This is a genomic window from Faecalibacterium sp. I3-3-89, assembly GCF_023347275.1.
Taxonomy (GTDB): domain Bacteria; phylum Bacillota; class Clostridia; order Oscillospirales; family Ruminococcaceae; genus Faecalibacterium; species Faecalibacterium butyricigenerans.
In genome coordinates this window covers 1288654-1306443 of sequence record NZ_CP094468.1, presented here as the reverse complement: position 1 = coordinate 1306443, position 17790 = coordinate 1288654, and the positions used below count along the sequence as shown (strand labels likewise).

The following is a 17790-nucleotide window of genomic DNA, read 5'->3' as shown; positions in this document are numbered from 1 at the left end:
CCCGGCCGCCCTCTATTTTAACAGAGTAAGGCCAGAAAGACAAGAGGGTAACAGCATGAAGTTCATTGACATTAACTGCGAGTTCACCGCCGCAGCCAGCAGCTACATGGCACAGGGCTACTGCATCAACGCCGGAACGATGGGCGGCAGCCAGGGCGAGGTCGCTCACATCGACCTCACCAACGGCACCGAGATCATCCGGGTGCTGCTCACCACGTTTAACAACTACCTCGGTACTGAGGGCGTGGAGCTGATTGTCGGCCGGGTCAAGGACGACATCAAGCCCAATCAGGAAGAACGCTGGAGCACCGTCTGGAATGAGCGTCTGGAGGTCATCAGCAGCAAGAAGTTCTACCGTCTGAACAACCACGCACAGGATGGATTCTACGGTACAGAGGAGGAAGCAAACGCCGCCGAGGAGAAGCGGTTTGGCCGCTACAAGAGCCGCCGCAGCAATGACAGTGCGGTGGATGTGACCACAAAGGCCGCTCCGATGGTCAAAAGGTACATCCACGAGAAGTTCGGTGTCCGGCGGGTCGTCATGGGTGACATCAAGGTCACCAAGAACTGTGGCAAGTACACCGTCAAATATCGCCAGCACAGCGCACAGCTGCACTGAGGAGGGCAAAACAATGAAAAAGGTAATCTTTACTTACGATTCCAAGGACATGAAGCACGGTCAGAACGGCGAAATCGGCGAGGCCAGCGCCTCTATTCTGGTGGAAGACGAGCGGGCAAAAGAAATCCGCGCCGCATTCAATGAGGATCGTGCGGACCATACCGCCTACTTCATCCGTGAGCGAGCAATCGGTTTCTGCTGGAGCTGCGAACATCTGCGTGGCCGTGGCTACATCGAGGGCAGCCTCAAGACCGTGGAAGTCAAGGAGGTCTAAGACATGAAACTCTACAAATACACTGGCACCATTTCCGAGGTTTCCTTCCGCAACAGCACCAATTGTGCTATCAAGCTGTACGATATGAATGACCGCGACAAGGCTCCCACCCGGCTGGAGGTTGTCGGTGCCCTTGGAAAATACATCTGGGACATCGAGGGCACCGATGCAGAAGAGCGGTACATCCCGAACGATTTCTACTTTGACGATAACCTGTACCTGTGGCGCATTGAGATTCCCGGCGGGTGCGATTGGCCTGCAAAGATTATCACCCAGTCGCCCGACGATATCGACCAGCTGGAGATCTTCGGAGAGCGGGAGTACATCGAAACCAGTAAACCGAAGTCCATGCCCGGCGAGGAAGTGAACCGCTGGCTGATGTGGGAACGCCAGAACATGAAGTAAGGAGGTGGTGACCATGTTCAGTATTACCGATAACGAGAGGCTGCGGGATGCGTATGCACTCTTAATATTCATGCAGAGCGATGTTCCGGCTTCTGCCGAAAAGAGGGCTGCCGTGAAAAACTTGGCGGCAACCATTAAGAGGGAGATTCGGAATTACAACAACCGTCCCGTCCCTGACGTGCATATCATCTGCGCCGACTATGACGGCCGTCTGGAGCTTGTTCAGCTGCCTGATAAGCTGGACGAGGCACACGAGATGGACGCTACCAACTGGTTTCTTAACCATCGTTATTTGAAGAGTTACAACAGCCCTTATGACTGTACAGGTCAGGAGTTCACGAATTGGTTCTATCTGTTCCGGCGGCGCGGTCACTGGTTTGCATATCACTCGGTTAGCCGAGACGTTTGAGGAGGAAGTACAATGACGGACGAAAAAGCTATCGAAAAGATGCTCTATGACCAGCAGCAGGGCTGGCCGCTGTGCCCCCGCTGCGGCGAGAGGATGCCGGACAAACTGACCCACGGAGCACTGAGCCGCCACGCCAAGGGCGTGTACATCTGCGAGGCCTGCGGCACCGATGAAGCCCTCCGGGACTGGACCGGGAACGTCAAACCGCTGTCCGACTGGGTGCTGGTTCGCGTATACAACGGAGATTTATGGAAAGAGGCGAAGTAAAATGAGTAACATTGAAAAATTTGCTCCGAGGCTGAGAACGCTTATTGACGAAAGCGGGATTACTGTGCGTTCGCTGGCAAAAGATTTGAATGTGTCGGTTGGCGTTTTGTCTGATTGGCAAAACGGAAACAAGACTCCAAGAGGAGATTCTATTATGAAACTCACGGAATATTTCGGTGTCATTGCTGATTATCTGTTGGGTCTGACCGATGCAAGCACGATAGATGCCGATATTAGAATTTCGTGTGACACTACCGGTCTTTCTGAAAAGGCAGTCAAGATACTTTCCGGAATGGAAAAGTCGGACATTGAAAAGCTGTCCAAGTTGATTGAATTCTACAGCACCATCCGATAAACAAAAAAATCCCCTGCTAGCTTTCATTGCCAACAGGGGATTTTCTATGTAGGATTTATAATTTGCCACCGACGCGCTTTTTATCGATAAGCCGGTAAATTGATTCCAAGGATTTTTGAACCGCTTGCCAGAATTCATGCTGATTGTCTTCAAATCGCTTTGGCTTATTTCCTGCTTCGACAATCAAATCTTCAAGCGAGCTGCATTCCTTTACCAGCTTATCAAAAAATATTTTATCGTCGTACCTGTAAAAGAGTGCAGCCATACTCATGTCAGCCAAGGCATCACAGAGATTGTTTCCATTGCACAAAATGCCTTTATCATCAAACCTAAGCGTCGTTCTGGCCTGCGGAATTTTCTTGATGAGGTAGTCATCAAAAATAACACCGCAATTACTAGAGCGAATCGCAGCAGCAGCCGATTTATTCGCTGTAAACGCAGCATAGATGGATACTACGATTGCAAAAAGAGACAAAACGGCAGAAATAACGTCAATCACTTACTGCACCGTCCTTTACATAAGCATCAATCGATCGAGGATAACTTTTTTGGGATTGTCGATTTTTGGAGCGATGATGTCGAAATTTTTTTCCATTCCCTCTCGCCCGATTTCAGTATAAATTTTTCCAAAAAAGCCCTGAATAAAGGAAGATGCCAAATAATCAATTTGCTCTGGAAATTCAATGGTAAAAGGTTGGTCAAGATCAATCTTTCCATCAACCTGCTCGCTGAATAACTTTCGGCCATAGCTGTTTCCGGCGAGTTTTGTTAAGCTCCTATCCCTTATTTCGAGAGCGACCTTTTGTTCAGTCATAGTCTGTCCTCCGTCTCCATAACGAAATTCAAGTTGTATGCGGTTCCGGGAAAGTAGATCGGAAATGGCAAGAAAACATTCTTATCCGGAACACAATGCTGGAAGTCATGCTCCCGATTCATTCCAATCCAATGTTCTGCATCATACTCCAAAAGCGGCTGTAAGAATTGCATCTTTCGTCGCCCCGAAAGCACATAACAGTTGTTGCTATCGGCCTGAGTCTCAAGCCATTTTATTAAGGTCGGAAGTCCGGTTCCGCCGGTAAGATATTCGTTCGGTCTGCCGGATATGCGATCTTGGAAAGCGCTTAACATGAAAAATTCGTCATCGCCATAGTCTTCCCTGAAAAACCGTCTGTGATACATATAGATTTTACGCAATCGCCAATACCGGGCGCTGTCACTCTTATCGCGTAACTCGGGGTTGACACATAGCTTTGATTGTATTTGAGACGAAAGCAAGGTCGGCGAAAAATTAACAACGCAAATATTTACGCCGTAATACTTTGGTCCAGTTGGATTATTCCGGCGAACATAGTCGCGTGGCGTCACATCAATATCAAGAAAACAATCTGAGTAACTATGCTCAAGCGCATTTCCAACAAGTTCTACAGCAACTTCAGAAAGCAAGTCGCTGCGAGTCTTTGTAATTCCAAGCCCCTCAAAGAACAAGCACAATGTTGTAATTGCCGACGACAATGTTTCGTCAGAATTTTCATTTGCTAAAAAAAGCTTACGATAATAATTCTTGCCAACGCCAAATCTAAATTGACGGACAAAATCCATGCTAGACTGTGTGGATTTCTCTAGGGCACATAGGGGTGACTGTCCGATGCCATCGGTAAAAATATTCGTTTCTTTCTTATTGTAAAGCAATTGTACAGATATACCGTGGTCAGCAATGATATGTTCTAGGTAACACTCTAACAAAACGTATGTGAATTTTTCGTCGAACACGCCGTTCGGAAATGCAATTATAATTGATGAAAGCTGGCTGTTGCTGTGAACGGTAAGAAAAAGCCCCGCGATGAGTTCGGAGACCGCATCGACTGTTAACACCTGCTGATTTCCATAAAATATACAGGATTTTCCATCCGGAAAGAAAACAGGGATATGCGCTTTAGCAGATGTCGCATTCTGCAATTGCCGCTCAAGCAGGGTTATATTCTTCATACATGCCACCGATTTAACAGTTCTATAATCATACCGATATACTATGGTGCTTTCAGGACCATTATAGCACATATTTTAGACACTAACAACAAAAAATCCCCCATATTTGCCTTATTATGGGTCAAATACGGGGGATTTTTTTCATTTTACGCTGACTTTGCGCTGACTCAGCCCAGATTCAGCGTATTCTGGGCAGCGGCCTGCTTGGCGGCGACGTGGTTGGCATCGATCTGGGCCTCAATGCAGTTTTCGAGGTACTGGGTCGTATCGCCGAAGTTGCTCTTGATATAGTCCTGCGCGTCGCTGCTCATGCTTTTCAGAGCGGCGGACACGGCCTTCATAAGCGCTTCCTTCTGCTCGGCCTCCTTGAACGTCCCGGCGGTCTTCAGGTCGTTGACGTAGGTCTGGTTCATCGCGGCTACGGCGTTGGATACCGCGCTGCCGATCTCGCGGACGAGGCGCTGCACCTTGATGTCGTTGGTCTTTGCCACGATGAACTCGATGAACACGGCAATGCCCTTCTGGATGCAGGCGGTCACGATGGGGACGCAGACCAGCAGGGCGACGTACAGCAGGCTTCTCGTAAACTCATTCATATTCGGTTACTCCTTTCATTCAGTGGACCTGATTCTTCAGGCTGTTCATCCGCTTATCACCTTCGATGGCGGCGGCGGTAAAACTGTTGTTCTTCCACCATGCAGCAACGCTGGTGGCAATGGTCAGGCCGGTGGTCACGAACTGTTCCACCTCCGAACTTTCGATGGGCAGCAGGGGCTTCCCGGCTGCGCTCGAAACCTGATTTGCCAGAGCGAACGCCAGAGCGGCCGTGCGGGCCAGCGTAGCGATGGACACTTTGCTATTCGTCATATCCGGATCGATGGCCTGACTTTCCGTGCAGCGGACACTTGCCAGACGAACACCATGCTGCGATTCCAGTGCAGCCGGGATGTGGAGATCAGGAACTGCGTCTTTGACTGCGACATCAACACCCAGAACCGCGGTTGTATGGATCTGTATGGTATTAACCATGACTTCCTCTTTGAGAACAACGTCTTCCGGCAGTTGAGTGCCTGCAAGGAGGGCGGCATCTGGGTGCGCAACTGGGCGAACGACTATGGTTCTTCAAACATCCGCTTCCTGCACTGTGACTTCTACAAGGCGGGCGGCGACGAAGTTTTTGCTGTCTGGGGCTGGGGCGGCACTGTGGAGCATGTCCTCATTTCCGCCTGCAACTTCTACGATGTGGACGACGAGAAATACCGTGCCCGAGGCTTCTACCCCGCATGGTTCATCACACTGGGCCAGAGCGGCAAACGCGCCGATGTCCGGATGGAGAACTGTATCGTGCAGGTAAAGCGCTGCAACACGCTGTTCCGTATGCTAGGCGACGGCACCCATGCCGTGGTGGACAACTGCGACCTCTACTTAGAGCAGCCCGATGATATGGAAAAAGTGGATGCATACAAGGGTGCGCACCCTCTGCTGGTACAGGGGAATGACCGCAAGGACGGCAGCACGGTCATCCAGAACTGCCGCATCCGCCTGAAGGGAGACAGCGGAAGACGCATCTGCTACCGGATGGGCGCTCTACGGGACAATTACTTCGATGTAGAGTGCGGGTACGGGCCTTCGAGCACCAAAGAGGTCGTTAGTAACGTCTTCCACGGCTCTCTGTACGGCCTTTTCTGGGACTGCGACGTCGTCCGGGACAACGTCGTGGAACTCACGAATGCTGGCTTTGCATGGATGTCCGGCGCAGGCGAGGTCGTCGGCAACCAAATCAAAATGGAGATCACCGCAGACGCACAGGGCGGCGCTATCTTCCACAACAACTGGAATAAAGGCACCATCCGGGACAACAAGTTTGACCTGACCTTCGCCCAAGAGTGCGATGTGCGCCAGTACGAGATGCGCGGCGGCCCCCAGTACGTGCAGAACAACATCATCACCATCAAGGGAGCGCGCTACACCCGTCTGGGAAACGCCATCAATGGCCTTATTTACCGCAAAAACAATTTCTTCAACAACACGCCGGAAAAGCTTTTCGAGTGCACCGGCGTCGCTTTCGAGGAAGAGACCCACACGGAGCAGTACAAAAAGCATACCCGTCTGGGCGTGACCATCTCCCCCAAAAACTGCACCGACCCCGTCGTCTATACGTGGGAGGATGCGGACGATGTTCTGGACGCCGGAGAGTATGGCGCATACCGCCCGCTGAAGGACGGCACCGCCAACGTCACGGTTTCCTGCGGTATGTTCTCGGCGTCCCAGAAGATCACGGTGAAGCTGATCCCTGTGCAGTTTTAGGCAAAGCAGCATTGAACAAAGGAGAATAATATGAGCTACACCAAACAGAATTTCAAGGATGGTTCCATCCTGACCGCAGCGCAGATGAACCACATCGAGGAGGGCATCGTTGAGGCAGAGAAAGCGGGCAGTTCGGATACTATTTCGACCACAGCCAAAAATCTTATCGTTACGCTCTTTGAAGGTGCGGCCAATGGCAACACCACGATGCAGACCCAGCTGGATGCGCTGAAAACCGAGTGGGGTGTGAGTGATGGCGGCGACACCAGCGAACCCGTGCCGGTGTTCTCGCTGCCGAAGACAGAGTTCACTCCTGAAAACGCAACGGTCGTGGATGGCGAGGATGAAGAAGCGCGTACATTGAGCTGTCGCCCCTAACTGCATAGCATGACAACGCCCCCACTTCGGATGTTCTCGAGGCGGGGGCGCTTTTGCTTTCCTTTTCAACTTATTTCGACTCATAACAACATTTTTAACACATTCAGACCTATATCGATTAAATTCAATAGGAAAGGATGTGTTAAAATATGACAATCAACAAAAACAATATCGGGTCTCAGCTCGATAAGATTCTTCGCCCAATGGGCATAACTCGCAACCTTCGCTCCTATCACCTGATATGCGCCTGTATCGTAAGGATCTTTGAGCAGGAAGACCGGCTGGGCGCGGTTCAGAAAGAAATCTATATGCCTATTGCTGAGGCGGATCGCTGCGACTGGACTGGCATTCAAAGCGCTATTCGTCGAGCCGCACAGACTGCGTGGCACAACTGTCCTGACACGGTATGTAGGATGGCCGGTTATCCGTTGGATGGCTGCCCTTCGGCGGTGCAGTTCTTGGAAATTCTATATAATACGATTGCTCGAAGCTGATAAAAGCTGCTTCTCAGCTCCGTTTTAAAGTATTTTTGGAGTGTTTTTGTTGTTTCCCTACCAAAAGTGGGTTACAAAACGGGTTTTTAAGCAGAAAAGAGCGCCGATTCAAAACGAATCAGCGCTCTTTTTGATTATGCGGGAGAAGGGGGTCGAACCCTCACTCCGTTGGAACTGGTGCCTAAAACCAGCGCGTCTGCCATTCCGCCACTCCCGCACGGAAACTTTATTTATAGTAACAAGATTCGCGGCAAAAGTCAACTGCCGGGTGATAATTCTCCCTTTCTTGGCACATAATAACCCCAAAAACAGCAAGGGAGGCCCTCGGCGTGAAGAAAAAGCACCGGTCATGGCAGCAGCGGGCAGGGCTTGCGGCGGCGTATCTGCTGTTGGCCCTCGCTGCGGCTCTGGGCTGGCTGTACAGCAGCCTGCCGGACCGGGTCTATCTGGAACCGGGACAGGCCCTATCGCTCCCCCGCTTCCAGTGGGTCGAGCCGCAGAGCGGCCATGGGAGCCAGAACGTCGCCAGCACCCGGGCCGTGGGCAGCTACCAGACCACCCTGACGCTGGGCGGCTGGTTCCCCATCAAGACCATCCGGGCCGTGGTAGCAGAGCGGCCCAAGGTGACGGTCTGCGGCACCCCCTTCGGCGTCAAGATGTTCTCCGAAGGGGCACTCATCGTGGGGTTCTCCGAGATCGGGCAGGCCAGCGGCGGCACATCGAATCCTGCCAAGGCAGCGGGGCTGCGTCTCGGCGACCGGGTCATCTGCATCGGGCAGACTCGCACCGAGAGCAACGATGCCGTAAAGGAAGCACTAGACGCTGCCGAGGGGCAGGCCGTGGAGGTCGTATATATCCGCAGCGGCGAGCAGAAGTTGACCACTCTGACCCCGGTGTGGGACAGTGCCTCCGGACAGTGGCGGGCCGGGATGTGGGTGCGGGACTCCTCTGCCGGGGTGGGCACCCTGACCTTCGCGGACGAAGAGCTTGGCGTTTTTGCGGGGCTGGGCCACCCCATCAGCGACAGCGACACCGGCGAAAGCGTCGCCCTGCGCAGCGGCGAGATCGTCCCCTGCGAGATCACCGGATGCAGCGTGGGCACTGCCGGAAGCCCCGGCGAGCTGAAGGGGCATTTTCTGAGCGCCCATGCCATCGGCACCATCCGCATCAACGGTGAGAATGGCGTCTACGGCACCACCCGCACCCACTTTCCGGGCCAGCTGCGGGAGGTCGCCTTCGCGCAGGAGGTCGCCACCGGCCCTGCCGAGATATGGGCCACCACCGAGGGCGGCACGCCCCGCACCTATCGCATCCAGATCGAGCGGGTCAGTGATGCTGACCCCCGGCGGAATCTGGTCATCCGGGTGACAGACCCCACCCTTCTGTCTTCCACCGGCGGCATCGTACAGGGCATGAGCGGCAGCCCCATCCTCCAGAACGGACGTCTTGTGGGCGCTGTGACCCATGTTCTGGTCAACGACCCCACCCGGGGCTATGGCATTTTCGCCCAGACCATGCTGGAACAGGCAAAAAACGCCGCTGAAATGCAGAGAACGGAATGAGCCGGAAGATTTTTTATGAAAATCCCAGAAATTGTAAAAATTTCCTGTTGCATTCCATGGTAAATTATGGTAAAATATAGAGCGTAAAGGGAACTGCACACATTGGAGGAAAGTACGATGGATAAAGTAAGATTTTTGATGTCGGATACCAGTGCGGATGTTACGGCGGCCTGCCGGGATGCGCTGGAGCAAAAGGGCGTGGAAGTGACCGTCGTGGAAAAGGACGGGCTTCAGATCTTGCAGAAGATGCTTGCGGTACGGCCGCAGGTCGTTCTGCTGGACGCCTTCATGCCCGGGCTGGACGCGCTGGCCGTCAAGCAGAAATATGTCGCCGCCGGCGGGACACACACCACCTTCTTTGTCACCGGCGCGTTCCAGAGCGAAGAGATGGTGCAGGAGTTGCTGGACGAGGGCTTCGCCTACTACTTTGTCAAGCCCTTCGACGAAAATGTCCTCGCCAGCCGGGTGCTCAAGGTCGCCCACGGCCATCAGAAGCGCCTCATCACGGCCAGCGTGGACAGCGACGAGCTGAAAGTCACCGACATTCTGCACCAGATCGGCGTCCCCGCCCACATCAAAGGCTACCAGTTCCTGCGGGATGCCATCCTGCTCACCATGAATGAGTCGGAGTACATCAACGCCGTCACCAAGCGCCTCTACCCGGAGATCGCCAAGAAAAACGACACCACCGCCAGCCGGGTGGAGCGCGCCATCCGCCACGCCATCGAGGTGGCATGGGACCGGGGCGATGTGGATACCCTGAACTCTTATTTCGGCTACACCATCCACAACCTGCGCGGCAAGCCCACCAACAGCGAGTTCATCGCCATGATCGCCGATAAGATGCGGCTGGATAAGCACCAGCAGGCAGGCTGAAACATCACGTCTCTGTTCCATTTTTCGATAGCGCTCTTCATTTATCGCAAGGCAAGAAATTAGTGCAACATGAAAACAGCATATTTGCGATATGCAATTCAACGTTGTTGCTGTTGCATTAAAAAGTTGAATTGCTATATTATCGGGTGTGAAATCAGAAATTACGGTTCCCTCATCATACAACAAAATGAAGCCTCCTGCTCCGGTTTTCCGGCGCAGGAGGCTTTTTTGTGCTGACGAGCAGAAATCGTACAGCAGGGTCAAGGCACCTCTCCCGCACCTTGACGTCCGCATCTCCTTTGCGGCGATGGATGTTTCCAACGCATTTCAACTCTATGGAGTTTTGCCGCAGAACAAGGAAACGCTCCTTCACTCCTTCGACCGGACCTGAAGTTTCTCACACAACGAAAAACCCGCATGAACACTGGATTTTCCAGCGCCCATGCGGGTTTCGACTTTGGTGCGAGGGAGGGGATTTGAACCCCCAAGGATAAACCACACGCACCTCAAACGTGCGCGTCTGCCAGTTCCGCCACCCTCGCATATGAAGTTTTGATGCAACCTGCGTTTTATAACCGCTCTGAGGTTCAAGCCGTATCGCTGACTGCTCAAGTATAATACCATACTCCCCCTGCAATGTCAAGCGTTTTCATAGATTTTTTTGCCATTCATATCTTGTAAATGGAGTTTCCGTGCAGAAATGACTTAACAAGGAGGTTTTTTGGAATGACTTTTTTTAAATTCGGCAAAGCACCGCGTTGGCTGGTGAGCCTCCTGCTGCTCTCGGCCGGGGCGGCGGCAGGGTTCGGGCTAGGGATATTCTGCGGCGCAGAGCCTGTCGTAGGCTGTCGAGAGAGCGACCTGACCCCGCTGCCGGACGAAAGCTTCGTCTCCCCTGCCTCGGCGTCCTCCGTGGAGACGCCCCCGGAGCCGGAGCCGATGTCCAAGAAGTGGGTCTGTCTGACCTTCGACGACGGCCCCAGCAAGACGACGCCGGACGTTCTGGCCGCACTGAACCACGCCGGCGTCAAAGCCACCTTCTTCGTGGTCGCCACCGGACACAACGACAAGTACCTGCCTCTCGTGTCGGAAGCTGCTGCCGCCGGGCATCAGATCGCGCTCCACTCCGCCTCCCACGAGTACAGCGACATCTACCAAAGCCCGGACGCCTACTGGAAGGACATCGGCCTTTTAAAAGAGCGGCTCTCCCCTTACCTCTCGGCAGATGGCCTGCGGTACCTGCGCTTTCCCGGCGGCAGCACCAACACCGTGAGCCGCCGCTACGGCGGGCGCGGGCTGATGCAGCAGCTGAAGGAAGAGGTCGCTGCCAAAGGATACGCCTATGTAGACTGGAACGTCTGCGCCGAGGACGCCGTAGGCGGCAAGCCCAGCGCAGGCACCATCTTCCGCAATATCGTGCGGGAGACCGGCGAGCAGACCCAGTGCATCGTGTTGATGCACGACTCAGCCACCACCCACACCACAGCCGAGGCCCTGCCCGACATCATCCAGTGGTATAAGGACAACGGTTTCGCCTTTCTCACGGTAGAGCAGGCCGTCCCCCTACCCACGACATAGCAAAAAGCCCCGGAGGGCCTGCCAGAGGGCAGACTTTCCGGGGCTTTGGTGCGTAGAAGCAGCTTACTCAGCGGCCTGATTGAACAGGACGAAGGCACAATAAGCCATGTACAGGTCAGTCTTGTGGATGACCTCGAAGGGAGAGTGCATGGACAGCACAGGCACACCGATGTCGATGACGGGGATGCCGCGGTTGGCAACATACTTTGCGATGGTGCCGCCGCCGCCCAGGTCGAGGCGGCCCAGCTCACCGATCTGCCATGCAACGTCGGCGGCGTCCATCATGCGGGTGACATAGCCCACCAGCTCGGCAGAAGCGTCGTTTGCAGCGCTCTTGCCGCGGCTGCCGGTGTACTTGAACAGCGCGATGCCGCGGCCTGCGTAGGTGCCGTTCATCGGCTCGAAAGCACTGGCCCAGCTCGGGTCGTAAGCAGCGGTGACGTCGGCGGACAGGCAGACACTGTTGCGGAAGGCAATGATGTCATCCTGACCGGCGGTACGGCACAGCTCCTGCATGAAGTGGAAGACGTACATGCTCTGCATACCGGTGACGCCGTCGGAGCCGATCTCTTCCTTATCGGTCAGGACGCAGACGGTGGTGAAGGCGGGATTCTTGGTGGCGATCTCGGCCATCAGAGCGGGATAGGCATCGACGCGGTCGTCGTGGCCGTAGCCGCCCACCATGGAGCGGTCGAAGCCGACGTCACGGGACTTATAGGCAGGCACGATCTCGATCTCGGCGCGGGCAAAGTCCTTTTCGGTGATGCCGTACTTCTCGTTGAGGAGGATCATGGTGTTCAGCTTGACCGCTTCCTTCACATCCTCGTCGTCCACAGCGTCGGAGCCGATGAGGATGTTCAGTTCCTCTGCCTTGATGCCGTCGCTCAGCTTCCGCTCGCCCTGCTCTGCACCCAGATGGGGCAGCAGGTCGGTGATGCAGAAGACGGGATCATTCTCGTCCTCGCCCACATTCACCGAGACGGTGGTGCCGTCAGCGCGGGAGAACACGCCGTGGATAGCCAGCGGCATGGTACCCCACTGATACTTGCGGATGCCGCCGTAGTAGTGGGTCTTGAAGTAGCTGAAGTGGTCGGACTCGTACAGCGGGGTCGGGCGCAGGTCCAGACGGGGGCTGTCGGTGTGAGCGATGACCAGATGGAAGCCTTCCTCAAAGCTGCGGGTGCCGATGGTGGAGGCCACGATCGCCTTGCCCATCTGGCTGAAGTAGACCTTATCGCCGGGGGCGTAGGTCTTCTTCGGGTCGAACTGCTGGTAGCCAGCGTCCTTCAGCATCCGCTCGCTCTCGGCGGCCACCTCGCGCTCGGTCTTGCCGGCATCAAGGAATTTCTTGTAGCCCTCAGCGAATGCGTGGGCCTCCTGCTTGACGGCGGTGGACTTGTCACCGGCGTAAGCGGGCTTAAACAGCAGCTTTTCAGCCAGCTGCTGGTTCGGAGTTTTTTCTGCCATAGGATCTCTCCTGCCTTTCTGTTTTCTTACACTTTGATTTATCAAAAACCAGCGAGGGCTTATTCTCTCCGGTTTTCTTCGTTTATAGTACATCAGCCGCCGTAGAGCCGGGTATAGGCGGCGTAACCGGCGGTGATCTTTTCGACGTAGTGGTGCATCTGATTGTACGGAAAGCCCTTCAGTGTCTGCCCGTCCGAGGAATGCTCCTCCATCCGCAGCAGATTATCCACCGTCCCCCACCCGCTGTGGTAGGCGGCTGCGGCCGTGGCCACATCGCCGCCGTACCGCTCCATGCAGAGATGAAGGTAGTAGCAGCCGAAACGGATGCTGACCGCAGGGTCGTAGAGGTCATCGAAGGTCAGGCCCTCGTCGGGCGCGATCTTGCTGCGCAGCCAGATGAAGGTCTCCTCCGTCATCTGCATCAGCCCCCGGGCATCGACGCTGGAAGTAGCCGCAGGGTCGAAGCCGCTCTCGGTGCGGATAAACGCATAGACCAGCAGCGGGTCGAGGCCGTATTCGGCGGCCCACTGCTCCACCTGCTGGCTGTATTTGCGGGGATAGAGCAGCTGGTCGGCCTTCCGGGCGAGGGGCGGCAGCACCGTCAATATCACTGCCGCGATGCAGGCCAGCACCACCAGCCTGCGCAGCAGTCGGAACAGCTTTTTCAAGTGCGGCACCCCTCCCCGATGAGCGTATCACACAGCTCGTTCGCCGCCTTCGCCAGCGCCTCGCGGGTGGAGGTATTGGGGAGGATGTAGTCCGCTCTGGCGGTCAGAGCCGCTTCCGGCGTCTGGGCGTTGAGACGGCGGGCGGCCATCTCGGGCGAGATACCGTCCCGGGCAGCGATGCGCTCCACACTGACCTCAAAAGGGGCCGTGACCACACAGAGCTTATCGCACTCCGCTTCTGCCGCCGTGCCGACGATGACCGCACCGTCCAGCACGAAGAGCTTCGCACCGGCCTGCCGTGCGGCCTGTTTTGCGGCACGGATGCGGCGGACGATCTCCGGGTGGGTCAGCGCGTCCAGCGCCGCCTTCCCCTCGGGGGTCGCAAAGGCGCGGTCAGCCAGCAGGCGGCGGTCAAGGGTGCCGTCTGCCCTTATAATATCCGCCCCGAAGCGCTCCGCCAGCTGGGGCAGCAGCGGAGAGCCGGGAAGCAGGATCTCGCGGGAGAGCTGGTCGGCGTCTGCCAGCGGGATGTCCCGGGCCGCAAAAACCGCGGTGACGGTGGATTTGCCGCAGCCGCTGCGGCCGGTGATGCCCAGCGTCATCATAGCTCGATCACCCGGAACGCGGCCGCACGGATAAGTCGGTTATAGACCGCCATCGACAGGCCATCCTTCTGAGGGCAGCGGGCGTAGACTACGGCATCCCCCTGCTCATCCAGCGCACGCAGAGAGCGGAAGATGTGTCTGGCCTGATCAGCGCCGTCCCCCTCCCGGCCATACTCCACGCAGGGGACCCCCAGCTTTTCGGCCTCGCCGGTGAAGCAGAGGCAGCTGGGTCTCTCGGCGGCGTGGGCGTCCACATAGGCCTTGAACTGCTCGAAGGTGCCATCCAGAAGGGTAACATCGGCCTTGGGGGCATAATGTTTATACTTCATGCCCGGGCTGCGGACGACCGCACCCTCCGGCAGCTTTTCAAGGATGGCTTTGGAGACTTCCACCTCCTCGCCCAGCGCACGCTCAAGGTCTTCCAGCGTGATGTGTCCGGGGCGGAAGAGGGTGGGCTTCTCACCCACCACCGACACGACGGTGGACTCCACGCCCCAGTCGCACTCGCCGCCGTCGAGGATGAGGGGCAGGCGTCCATCCATATCGGTAAAGACATCCTGCGCATTGGTGGGGCTGGGCTTGCCGGAGAGGTTGGCCGACGGGGCTGCAAAGGCACAGCCGCTAGCCTCGATGACGGCCCGGGCCACCGGGTGGCTGGGCATCCGGATGCCCACGGTATCCAGACCCGCGCAGCACTCCGCTGCCACCTCGGGGCCGCGGGGCATGATGATGGTCAGCGGCCCGGGGCAGAACGCAGCCATCAGCAGCTGGGCACGCTCGGGCACCTCGCTGACGAGGCCGTGCAGCATCTCGGGACCGGTGACGTGGACGATGAGGGGATTGTCCTGCGGACGTCCCTTCGCCACGAAGATCTTGCTCACGGCCTCACCGTTGCGGGCGTCAGCCGCGATGCCGTAGACCGTCTCGGTGGGCAGAGCCACCAGCTCGCCCTGCCGCAGAAGCTCGGCGGCGCGGGCAATGCCCTCCGCGTCTGCCGGGCGGACTTCAGTTTTGATACTCATACGAATTATCGCTCTTTTCTGATGTAAAGCAATTAAACTTTACAGATGTTCATGCGCAATATACGCAGGTTTATGCGTTCAGTTTTTGTAATTTCTCGGCCTGCTCACGGGTGGCGAGGGCGTCGATGATCTCGTCCAGATTGCCGTCCATGATCTTAGCGAGGTTGTGCACCGTCAGGCCGATGCGGTGGTCGGTACAGCGGTCCTGCGGGAAGTTATAGGTACGTATCTTCTCGCTGCGGTCCCCTGTTCCCACCTGACCGGCGCGGTCGGCGTTGATGGCATCCTGCTGCTCCTTCTGTTTCTGGGCCAGCAGGCGGCTGCGCAGGATCTCCAGAGCCTTGTCCTTGTTCTGGAACTGGCTGCGCTCATTCTGGCACTCAACCACCGTGCCAGTGGGGATGTGGGTGACGCGGATGGCGCTGGACGTCTTGTTGATGTGCTGTCCGCCTGCGCCCGAGGAGCGGAAGGTGTCGATGCGCAGGTCTTTCATGTCCAGCGCAAAGTCCACCTCCTCGGCCTGCGGCATCACGGCCACCGTAGCCGTCGAGGTGTGGATGCGGCCCTGCGTCTCCGTCTCGGGGACGCGCTGCACCCGGTGGACGCCGCTCTCGTACTTGAGACGGTTGTACGCGCCCTGGCCATTGACTGCGAAGACGGCTTCCTTCGTGCCGCCAAGCTCAGTCTCATTGAGGTTCAGCAGCTCCATCTCCCAGCCCCGCCCCTGAACGTACATCGTGTACATCCGCACGAGGCTGTGGGCAAACAGCGCAGCTTCCTCGCCGCCGGCACCGGCGCGTATCTCCATGATGACGCTTTTTTCGTCGTTTGCATCCTTCGGCAGCAGCAGAATTTTGAGATTATTTTCCAGCTCTGCCACATCCTGACTCTTTTCGCTGATCTCCTGCTGTATCATAGCTTTAAAGTCCGCATCGAGGGGTTCCTCCCCTTCCAGCAGGGCTTTCGCCTGTGCAAGATGATCCTGCGCAGTGGCAAGGGCGCGGTAGGCTTCCACCACCGGCTCTGCCTCGTGGTACTCCTGCATCAGGCGGCGGAACTGCGCCGGGTCGGCAGCAGTTTCGGGCTGATTGAGACGGACGGAAAGTTCTTCGAACCGACGGCAGACGGCCTCCATTTGGGAAGTCAGATTCGGCATATCAGGCAGTTCTCCTTACAAAACAGTTTCTGAATGTGCTGTGCCGCCGGGCTATTCCTGACCCGGCCGGATGACTTTTTTGATGTTCTTCTCGATCTTTGCCCGGGGCAGCATGACCTCGCGGCCGCAGCCCGTGCAGCGGATCTTGAAATCCATGCCCACCCGCAGCACCTCGAAACTGGACGCTCCGCAGGGGTGCTGCTTGCGGGTGAGGATGGTATCGCCGACTGCAATATCCATATTGGCTCCCTTCTGTCTGTCCATAGATGGCACAGGCCGTGTGCCCAATGCATGACACACACCTATAGTATAATCCAAACTCGTATAAAATGCAAATGCAGCCGCATATGGTTTAACCATGCAGCACACCCTGCGCTGCAGCCCAAAAAATCAGAGAAAGAGGAATGAAAGATGATGCAAGCGTTTCGTACTGAAAACAACTACCGCAATGCTTCCCGCCTGAGCGCCGCCGAGCTGCGGGCCGCGATGACCAGCCGCGAAATTTTGCAGAGCACCGCTCTGGCCTTCGACACCCAGCGTCAGCTTCGGTTCGAGCTGGGCGGCTGCCGGGCCGTGATGCCCTTCGGACAGTGCGCCGACGGGGCCGACACCGGCAGCGTGCGGGACATCGCCGTGCTGACGCGGGTGGGTCGCCCCACCTGCTTCGTCATTGAGGGCATCGACACCGACGAAAACGGACAGCCCTTCTACCGGCTCTCCCGGGCCGAGGCCCAGCGGATGTGCAAGGCCGAATACCTCGACCAGCTCCAACCCGGCGACATCCTGCCCTGCGTCGTGACCCACATCGAGCCTTTCGGCGCGTTCTGCGATGTGGGCTGCGGCATCAGCGCTCTTCTACCCATCGATTGTATGTCGGTGAGCCGCATTTCCTCCCCCGCCGACCGGGTCAGCGTAGGGCAGCAGATCCTCTGCGCCATCAAGAGCCGGGACGCGCAGGGGCGGTTCGTGCTGACCATCCGGGAGCTTCTGGGCACATGGGCCGAAAACGCCGCCGCCTTTACGGTGGGCGAGACGGTGGTGGGCATCGTGCGAAGCGTGGAGGAATACGGCACCTTCGTCGAGATCGCGCCCAACCTCGCGGGCCTCGCCGAGAGCTGCCCCGACCTGCATCCCGGGCAGGCCGTGAGCGTCTACATCAAAAACATCCTGCCCGAGAAGATGAAGATCAAGCTGGTCATCGTCAATCATGCCCTCAGCCAGAGCCACCGCTTCGAGCTGCGGTACTTCATCACCGAAGGGCATCTCGACCACTGGCTCTACTCCACCCCCGAGAGCCGCAAGCGCATCGAGACCGATTTTGCGGACATGGCTTGCAATCCGGCCTGAAACCCTTTATACTAT

24 protein-coding genes and 2 tRNA genes are annotated in these 17790 nt (G+C 56.5%); 13 read left to right on the top strand and 13 right to left on the bottom strand.

The features are described 5' to 3' along the window. Nucleotides 1-55 precede the first annotated feature (55 nt). The 6 genes from MTP38_RS06055 to MTP38_RS06030 are packed head-to-tail and all read left to right on the top strand — an operon-like array spanning nucleotide 56 to nucleotide 2329. Nucleotides 56-619 carry a hypothetical protein gene (locus MTP38_RS06055; protein WP_249234582.1) on the top strand — a complete coding sequence of 188 codons (564 nt, stop codon included), beginning with the start codon at nucleotides 56-58 and terminating at the stop codon, nucleotides 617-619. Nucleotides 620-632: 13 nt separating this feature from the next. Further along, nucleotides 633-893 carry a hypothetical protein gene (locus MTP38_RS06050; protein WP_249234581.1) on the top strand — a complete coding sequence of 87 codons (261 nt, stop codon included), beginning with the start codon at nucleotides 633-635 and terminating at the stop codon, nucleotides 891-893. A 3-nt stretch (nucleotides 894-896) separates the two neighbouring features. Continuing rightward, nucleotides 897-1298 carry a hypothetical protein gene (locus tag MTP38_RS06045; protein ID WP_249234580.1) on the top strand — a complete coding sequence of 134 codons (402 nt, stop codon included), beginning with the start codon at nucleotides 897-899 and terminating at the stop codon, nucleotides 1296-1298. A gap of 13 nt (nucleotides 1299-1311) precedes the next feature. Continuing rightward, nucleotides 1312-1707 (top strand): hypothetical protein, encoded by a 396-nt coding sequence (locus tag MTP38_RS06040; protein WP_249234579.1) that lies wholly within the window; start codon nucleotides 1312-1314, stop codon nucleotides 1705-1707. A 12-nt stretch (nucleotides 1708-1719) separates the two neighbouring features. Beyond that, nucleotides 1720-1974 carry a hypothetical protein gene (locus MTP38_RS06035; protein ID WP_249234578.1) on the top strand — a complete coding sequence of 85 codons (255 nt, stop codon included), beginning with the start codon at nucleotides 1720-1722 and terminating at the stop codon, nucleotides 1972-1974. Between the two features lies 1 nt (nucleotide 1975). Beyond that, the gene (locus MTP38_RS06030; RefSeq protein ID WP_249234577.1) at nucleotides 1976-2329 is read left to right on the top strand and encodes a helix-turn-helix domain-containing protein; all 354 of its coding nucleotides are present in this window, start codon (nucleotides 1976-1978) and stop codon (nucleotides 2327-2329) included. A 55-nt stretch (nucleotides 2330-2384) separates the two neighbouring features. Here MTP38_RS06030 and MTP38_RS06025 read toward each other — a convergent pair whose 3' ends face one another. The 5 genes from MTP38_RS06025 to MTP38_RS06005 form a co-directional block, all read right to left on the bottom strand. Further along, nucleotides 2385-2828: a hypothetical protein gene (locus tag MTP38_RS06025; RefSeq protein ID WP_249234576.1), complete on the bottom strand. Its 444-nt coding sequence runs from the start codon at nucleotides 2826-2828 to the stop codon at nucleotides 2385-2387. A 15-nt stretch (nucleotides 2829-2843) separates the two neighbouring features. Further along, complete coding sequence (locus MTP38_RS06020; protein WP_249234575.1) at nucleotides 2844-3143, bottom strand: STAS-like domain-containing protein; 300 nt, start codon at nucleotides 3141-3143, stop codon at nucleotides 2844-2846. Continuing rightward, a complete protein-coding gene (locus tag MTP38_RS06015) occupies nucleotides 3140-4315 on the bottom strand; it encodes a hypothetical protein (RefSeq protein WP_249234574.1) in 1176 nt (391 codons plus the stop codon). The genes MTP38_RS06020 and MTP38_RS06015 overlap by 4 nt, the downstream gene beginning before the upstream one ends. 167 nt (nucleotides 4316-4482) lie before the next feature. Beyond that, entirely contained in the window at nucleotides 4483-4911 is a 429-nt protein-coding gene (locus MTP38_RS06010) for a hypothetical protein (RefSeq protein WP_249234573.1), read from the bottom strand. 19 nt (nucleotides 4912-4930) lie between these two features. Then, a complete protein-coding gene (locus MTP38_RS06005) occupies nucleotides 4931-5182 on the bottom strand; it encodes a phage holin (protein ID WP_097780300.1) in 252 nt (83 codons plus the stop codon). A gap of 54 nt (nucleotides 5183-5236) precedes the next feature. Here MTP38_RS06005 and MTP38_RS06000 point away from each other — a divergent pair, with 54 nt between their 5' ends. From MTP38_RS06000 to MTP38_RS05990, 3 genes are all read left to right on the top strand, one after another. Beyond that, nucleotides 5237-6622: a hypothetical protein gene (locus tag MTP38_RS06000; protein WP_249234572.1), complete on the top strand. Its 1386-nt coding sequence runs from the start codon at nucleotides 5237-5239 to the stop codon at nucleotides 6620-6622. A 30-nt stretch (nucleotides 6623-6652) separates the two neighbouring features. Continuing rightward, nucleotides 6653-7000, top strand: a complete 348-nt coding sequence (locus tag MTP38_RS05995; RefSeq protein ID WP_249234571.1) for a hypothetical protein — start codon at nucleotides 6653-6655, stop codon at nucleotides 6998-7000. Nucleotides 7001-7149: 149 nt separating this feature from the next. Further along, nucleotides 7150-7494: a sporulation initiation factor Spo0A C-terminal domain-containing protein gene (locus MTP38_RS05990; protein WP_249234570.1), complete on the top strand. Its 345-nt coding sequence runs from the start codon at nucleotides 7150-7152 to the stop codon at nucleotides 7492-7494. Nucleotides 7495-7631: 137 nt separating this feature from the next. Here the strand turns inward: MTP38_RS05990 and MTP38_RS05985 are convergent. After that, nucleotides 7632-7711 (bottom strand) — tRNA-Leu (locus tag MTP38_RS05985). Nucleotides 7712-7823: 112 nt separating this feature from the next. On the opposite strand from MTP38_RS05985, the gene spoIVB reads away from it, so the two are divergent. Beyond that, nucleotides 7824-9056: a SpoIVB peptidase gene (gene spoIVB / locus MTP38_RS05980; RefSeq protein WP_227619982.1), complete on the top strand. Its 1233-nt coding sequence runs from the start codon at nucleotides 7824-7826 to the stop codon at nucleotides 9054-9056. Between the two features lie 117 nt (nucleotides 9057-9173). Continuing rightward, nucleotides 9174-9932, top strand: a complete 759-nt coding sequence (spo0A, locus tag MTP38_RS05975) for a sporulation transcription factor Spo0A (RefSeq protein ID WP_249234569.1) — start codon at nucleotides 9174-9176, stop codon at nucleotides 9930-9932. 458 nt (nucleotides 9933-10390) lie between these two features. Here the strand turns inward: spo0A and MTP38_RS05970 are convergent. Beyond that, nucleotides 10391-10474: transfer RNA gene (locus MTP38_RS05970), tRNA-Leu, on the bottom strand. A 184-nt stretch (nucleotides 10475-10658) separates the two neighbouring features. Between MTP38_RS05970 and MTP38_RS05965 the strand changes: the two genes are divergently transcribed. Then, complete coding sequence (locus MTP38_RS05965) at nucleotides 10659-11510, top strand: polysaccharide deacetylase family protein (RefSeq protein WP_249234568.1); 852 nt, start codon at nucleotides 10659-10661, stop codon at nucleotides 11508-11510. A 63-nt stretch (nucleotides 11511-11573) separates the two neighbouring features. On the opposite strand, the gene MTP38_RS05960 is transcribed toward MTP38_RS05965, so the two are convergent. From MTP38_RS05960 to MTP38_RS05935, 6 genes are all read right to left on the bottom strand, one after another. Continuing rightward, nucleotides 11574-12977: an aminopeptidase gene (locus MTP38_RS05960; protein ID WP_249234567.1), complete on the bottom strand. Its 1404-nt coding sequence runs from the start codon at nucleotides 12975-12977 to the stop codon at nucleotides 11574-11576. Between the two features lie 92 nt (nucleotides 12978-13069). Next, entirely contained in the window at nucleotides 13070-13654 is a 585-nt protein-coding gene (locus MTP38_RS05955) for a lytic transglycosylase domain-containing protein (protein WP_249234566.1), read from the bottom strand. Continuing rightward, nucleotides 13642-14250 carry a dephospho-CoA kinase gene (gene coaE / locus MTP38_RS05950; RefSeq protein ID WP_249234565.1) on the bottom strand — a complete coding sequence of 203 codons (609 nt, stop codon included), beginning with the start codon at nucleotides 14248-14250 and terminating at the stop codon, nucleotides 13642-13644. The genes MTP38_RS05955 and coaE overlap by 13 nt, the downstream gene beginning before the upstream one ends. After that, nucleotides 14247-15272, bottom strand: a complete 1026-nt coding sequence (locus MTP38_RS05945; RefSeq protein ID WP_249234564.1) for an L-threonylcarbamoyladenylate synthase — start codon at nucleotides 15270-15272, stop codon at nucleotides 14247-14249. Before MTP38_RS05945 ends, coaE begins: the two co-directional genes overlap by 4 nt. A 70-nt stretch (nucleotides 15273-15342) precedes the next feature. Next, nucleotides 15343-16428: a peptide chain release factor 1 gene (gene prfA / locus MTP38_RS05940; RefSeq protein WP_249234563.1), complete on the bottom strand. Its 1086-nt coding sequence runs from the start codon at nucleotides 16426-16428 to the stop codon at nucleotides 15343-15345. A gap of 51 nt (nucleotides 16429-16479) precedes the next feature. Further along, a complete protein-coding gene (locus MTP38_RS05935; protein ID WP_227619990.1) occupies nucleotides 16480-16668 on the bottom strand; it encodes a DUF951 domain-containing protein in 189 nt (62 codons plus the stop codon). Nucleotides 16669-16839: 171 nt separating this feature from the next. Here MTP38_RS05935 and MTP38_RS05930 point away from each other — a divergent pair, with 171 nt between their 5' ends. Beyond that, nucleotides 16840-17775, top strand: coding sequence for a S1 RNA-binding domain-containing protein (locus tag MTP38_RS05930; protein WP_227619991.1), 936 nt, complete (start codon nucleotides 16840-16842; stop codon nucleotides 17773-17775). Nucleotides 17776-17790 lie beyond the last annotated feature (15 nt).

Excerpts from the sequence above, each read along its gene's own strand:
- MTP38_RS06055 (WP_249234582.1), top strand. The coding sequence starts at position 56 with ATGAAGTTCATTGACATTAACTGCGAGTTCACCGCCGCAGCCAGCAGC.
- MTP38_RS06050 (WP_249234581.1), top strand. The coding sequence starts at position 633 with ATGAAAAAGGTAATCTTTACTTACGATTCCAAGGACATGAAGCACGGT.
- MTP38_RS06045 (WP_249234580.1), top strand. The coding sequence starts at position 897 with ATGAAACTCTACAAATACACTGGCACCATTTCCGAGGTTTCCTTCCGC.
- MTP38_RS06040 (WP_249234579.1), top strand. The coding sequence starts at position 1,312 with ATGTTCAGTATTACCGATAACGAGAGGCTGCGGGATGCGTATGCACTC.
- MTP38_RS06035 (WP_249234578.1), top strand. The coding sequence starts at position 1,720 with ATGACGGACGAAAAAGCTATCGAAAAGATGCTCTATGACCAGCAGCAG.
- MTP38_RS06030 (WP_249234577.1), top strand. The coding sequence starts at position 1,976 with ATGAGTAACATTGAAAAATTTGCTCCGAGGCTGAGAACGCTTATTGAC.
- MTP38_RS06020 (WP_249234575.1), bottom strand. The coding sequence starts at position 3,143 with ATGACTGAACAAAAGGTCGCTCTCGAAATAAGGGATAGGAGCTTAACA.
- MTP38_RS06015 (WP_249234574.1), bottom strand. The coding sequence starts at position 4,315 with ATGAAGAATATAACCCTGCTTGAGCGGCAATTGCAGAATGCGACATCT.
- MTP38_RS06010 (WP_249234573.1), bottom strand. The coding sequence starts at position 4,911 with ATGAATGAGTTTACGAGAAGCCTGCTGTACGTCGCCCTGCTGGTCTGC.
- MTP38_RS06005 (WP_097780300.1), bottom strand. The coding sequence starts at position 5,182 with ATGACGAATAGCAAAGTGTCCATCGCTACGCTGGCCCGCACGGCCGCT.
- MTP38_RS06000 (WP_249234572.1), top strand. The coding sequence starts at position 5,237 with ATGCTGCGATTCCAGTGCAGCCGGGATGTGGAGATCAGGAACTGCGTC.
- MTP38_RS05995 (WP_249234571.1), top strand. The coding sequence starts at position 6,653 with ATGAGCTACACCAAACAGAATTTCAAGGATGGTTCCATCCTGACCGCA.
- MTP38_RS05990 (WP_249234570.1), top strand. The coding sequence starts at position 7,150 with ATGACAATCAACAAAAACAATATCGGGTCTCAGCTCGATAAGATTCTT.
- spo0A (WP_249234569.1), top strand. The coding sequence starts at position 9,174 with ATGGATAAAGTAAGATTTTTGATGTCGGATACCAGTGCGGATGTTACG.
- MTP38_RS05965 (WP_249234568.1), top strand. The coding sequence starts at position 10,659 with ATGACTTTTTTTAAATTCGGCAAAGCACCGCGTTGGCTGGTGAGCCTC.
- MTP38_RS05960 (WP_249234567.1), bottom strand. The coding sequence starts at position 12,977 with ATGGCAGAAAAAACTCCGAACCAGCAGCTGGCTGAAAAGCTGCTGTTT.
- coaE (WP_249234565.1), bottom strand. The coding sequence starts at position 14,250 with ATGATGACGCTGGGCATCACCGGCCGCAGCGGCTGCGGCAAATCCACC.
- MTP38_RS05945 (WP_249234564.1), bottom strand. The coding sequence starts at position 15,272 with ATGAGTATCAAAACTGAAGTCCGCCCGGCAGACGCGGAGGGCATTGCC.
- prfA (WP_249234563.1), bottom strand. The coding sequence starts at position 16,428 with ATGCCGAATCTGACTTCCCAAATGGAGGCCGTCTGCCGTCGGTTCGAA.
- MTP38_RS05935 (WP_227619990.1), bottom strand. The coding sequence starts at position 16,668 with ATGGATATTGCAGTCGGCGATACCATCCTCACCCGCAAGCAGCACCCC.
- MTP38_RS05930 (WP_227619991.1), top strand. The coding sequence starts at position 16,840 with ATGATGCAAGCGTTTCGTACTGAAAACAACTACCGCAATGCTTCCCGC.